The sequence below is a fragment of the Methylobacterium sp. B1 genome (genome assembly GCF_000333255.1).
Classification (GTDB): Bacteria; Pseudomonadota; Alphaproteobacteria; order Rhizobiales; family Beijerinckiaceae; genus Methylobacterium; species Methylobacterium fujisawaense.
Genome location: NZ_BACT01000757.1, coordinates 1 through 2467 on the forward strand (window position 1 = coordinate 1; position 2467 = coordinate 2467).

Sequence of the window (2467 nt, forward strand, 5' to 3'; positions counted from 1 at the left end):
GTGAGAAGCGGGCTGTAGAGCAGCATCACGGCGGCGTAGCCGACCATCGCCGTCGCGTTCACCACGATCTGTGCGGCCGGTCCGGACACGGTGTTGGCCACCTGCATCGCCAGCTGCGGGCGGCTCGAGATCTCGACCGCGCTCCGGCGGCCGAAGAACTCGTACGGCAGGTGGAACATGCTCCAGATGTACCGGGCCGAAACGACGGCGTTGATCTTGGTCCGGAGAAGCAGGAGCCCGTGTAGATAGAGGTAGCCGAAGCCGGCATTGAACAGGCCGACCGCAATGATCGCCGCGAAGAGCGGCAGGAGCAGATTGCTGCGGCCTTCAGTCAGGTAATCGTCAACAAAGATCTGCGTCAGTCCGGGAACCAGGGCGCCAACGACGACCATCACCGCACTCGTGAAGACGATGGCGAAGAACGCCGTCCAGGAGCCGTGCAGTTGGTCGAACAGGCGCAGGAGCGTCGAGCGGGGGCGCGCCGTGACCCGGAAGTCGGGGCCCCGCCGGAACGTCAGCGTCACGCCGGTGAAGCTCGCCCCGAATTCCGCGCGCGACACGATGCGACGCCCGAAGGCCGGATCGTTGATCTGGATCTCGCGCCGGCCGATCCGCTCCAAGACGACGAAATGATCGAAGTTCCAGAACAGGATCTGGGGCAGGGGCAGCTTGGCCAACCCGTCGAGATCCCGGCTATAGGCCTGAGCCTCCAACCCGCGGGCCTGGGCCGCAATGACGAGATCCGCCGCGGACGTGCCGTCCCGGGACGCGCCGCAGCTGTCGCGCACCGCGTCGAGCGACTCCCATCGACCGAAGGCGGCGAGAACCATGGCCAGACAGGCGGCGCCGCACTCCGCGGTTTCCATCTGCAGGAACGTCGGCGTCGGTCGCCCGCGGCGAAACAACGGGATCACGCGGTCGCCCCCCGGTCTCGTGATGTGCGCGTCGCAACCCTCGTGTTCACGCCCGGCCGCCTATTGCTGCCGCAGGATCAGGAAGGCCGTGGCGAGCTGCTCCTCGACCGAATCCTTGCGCGCGGCCGCCTCCTCGAGGGCGCGGAAAGCGGTCTGCAAGGCTTGGTCCGGGTAATTCGGCGGCTTGCCGCCTGCCCGCATGATCACCTGCTTCTCGAGATCGATGACCGTCAGGAACGCGACGAGGCGGCTCTTTCCTTCGTCTAAGGCATGGTTGAAGTAGCCCGCCGACAGGCGTCGCCCGGCCGCCTTGTAGGCTCGGTCGATCGCCGCTGGTGTGGGAGACACCGCACCGTCGAGGGCCGCGACGCCCAGTCGGCCGATCCATTCGGCCTGCGAGTCAGACCAGCCTTCGCGTTTGGCGCGCGCGGTGAACATCGCTTCGAGCGCACCTGGCGCCTCGTCCGCGCGGATGGCTTCCGCGAGGATCGGGGGGGTGGGCAGGTCGATGAGGGGCGGCATGGCTGGGTTCCCCGTGAGGCGAGTAGCCCTGCGCGCGAGCCGGGCCGTGCTGGATCCGCTACTGCTGCGGCTTCTCCATCAGCTCGCGAATCACCGCGAAGCCGGTCGCGATCTGCTCCTCGGAAGATGATCCGCCCTCTGCGGCGGCTTCGACGGCGCGGCAGGCCTCCAGAAGAATGGCATCCGGATAATCCGGCGGCGGAGCGCCGCGCCGCTCCACGATCTGCTTCTCAAGGTCGATCACCGTGAGGAAGGCGGTGTAGCGATTCTTGCCTTCGTCCAGCGCGTGGTCGAAATAGCCGACGGTGAGCTTGCGCCGGGCGAGCCCGTAGGCCTTCTCCAGCGCCTCGCTGCCGGGCACGCCGTCGGCGACCATCTGGAACAGTGGCTGCTTGGCGAGCTTGTCCAGCCAATCCGCCTGCGACTCGGACCAGCCTTCGGCCGCGGCCATCGCCAGGATCTGCTCGCGGACGGTCTCGTTGAGTTCGCGCGCCGCCGGCCCGGCCTCGCGCTCTACCTGGGCCTTCCAGGCGGCGATCTCTTCGGGCGTGCTATTCTCGTCGATCACGGTCGGCCTCCAAGGCTCGATGGTATGACGCAATACGTTAAATAATCAGATCTCGCCGTCGGCGATCAGCTAAATATTCCTCGCATGAACCCGCCAATTGGATTGCAGGTCAGTACTCCACGGAACTTCTCGAACACGTTGCCGCGTTCGATGTCGCGCTTGGCATTTTCCATGGCAAGCTTGACGTTGCTCTCGAACTTGACGTTCACGCTGATCCCGATCCCCAGCGCCGCGCCGAGGTTGACGCCGGCCGAGACCTTGCCGTCCCGGTAGCCCAGATCGACATCGGCCTTGACGCCGATCTTGCCGGCATACACGCCGCCGCCGACCTCTGCGCTTCCGCCGCCGGCGGACTTCACACCGACTGTCTTCTGCACACCGACCCCGGCGGCCGCCTCGGCGCCGACGCTGGCCTTCGCTCCGAGCCCCTCCTGCCGAAGGGGTGAAGTTGACCTGACTCGCC

General features: G+C 66.7%; 4 protein-coding genes. All 4 read right to left on the minus strand.

The window, feature by feature from the left end; all coding sequences use genetic code 11:
* Nucleotides 1-866 (minus strand): cysteine peptidase family C39 domain-containing protein (locus I53_RS22135; protein WP_251982401.1); only part of this gene is annotated, 866 nt, incomplete at its 3' end.
* A gap of 108 nt (nucleotides 867-974) precedes the next feature.
* On the minus strand, nucleotides 975-1436 hold the full coding sequence (locus I53_RS22140) for a hypothetical protein (protein WP_043354744.1): 462 nt from the start codon (nucleotides 1434-1436) through the stop codon (nucleotides 975-977).
* 58 nt (nucleotides 1437-1494) lie between these two features.
* The gene (locus I53_RS22145; RefSeq protein WP_043354747.1) at nucleotides 1495-2004 is read right to left on the minus strand and encodes a hypothetical protein; all 510 of its coding nucleotides are present in this window, start codon (nucleotides 2002-2004) and stop codon (nucleotides 1495-1497) included.
* A 65-nt stretch (nucleotides 2005-2069) separates the two neighbouring features.
* Nucleotides 2070-2467 (minus strand): hypothetical protein (locus I53_RS22150; RefSeq protein WP_210161594.1); only part of this gene is annotated, 398 nt, incomplete at its 5' end.